The sequence below is a fragment of the Microbulbifer hainanensis genome (assembly GCF_014904735.1).
GTDB lineage: Bacteria > Pseudomonadota > Gammaproteobacteria > Pseudomonadales > Cellvibrionaceae > Microbulbifer > Microbulbifer hainanensis.
In genome coordinates, this window is sequence record NZ_JACZCR010000075.1 from 1 (window position 1) to 616 (window position 616).

General features: G+C 55.4%; 1 protein-coding gene. It reads left to right on the forward strand.

Annotation, left to right across the window (positions count from 1 at the left end; genetic code table 11):
• Positions 1–354, forward strand: a 354-nt coding sequence (locus tag IG168_RS20395; RefSeq protein WP_193166446.1) for a hypothetical protein, incomplete at its 5' end; no start/stop codon positions are given.
• Between the last annotated feature and the right edge of the window lie 262 nt (positions 355–616).

Sequence of the window (616 nt, forward strand, 5' to 3'; positions counted from 1 at the left end):
CGAAAAAGAAAAACCGACAGGGATGGGCGCATCGCGCAGCTGATTCGCGTAGCTGCGACAGATGCCGAACGTATCCGCGAAACCTGTAGGGCGAATAACATTACTCTGATTGATTTCTTCGAGGGCGCGGCGAAAGCGTATATGTCGGCCCAGGAAAAGACGGGCGATATCCCGCTCGTTCCAACGCCGAAGAATGTCCCTTTCGCAGTCTTTACCGTCCGTCTGTACCCCGAGACCCACGCGCGGATCCTGGCTCTCTCAGAACGGTTTGGGCGCAGTCTAGGTCGTGAGATGGCGACCGCCCTCTTGTTCGGTGTAAACCATCTTGAACAAGGGCACGGCCTTCCCGATTGACCAGGCTGTCTGCGGCATCGCCTAGGCAGATTCTCTCGGTCCAACACCCTCATCTCCAACCCATCCCGTTACGACATCGGACGTTGCACATAAAACATATGTTTTGTAAGTTTGGCTTATAAACCGCTGGAGAACAACGTTGTTGAACCGGTTCGCCGCCTTTTGCGTAGTTGCTCTATCCCAAACCACCTCACCGATAATGAGCACTGCTCACGCGGATCCAGGGTTGGAGTGCTGGGAAATCTCCGATGGCGCGGCCCTC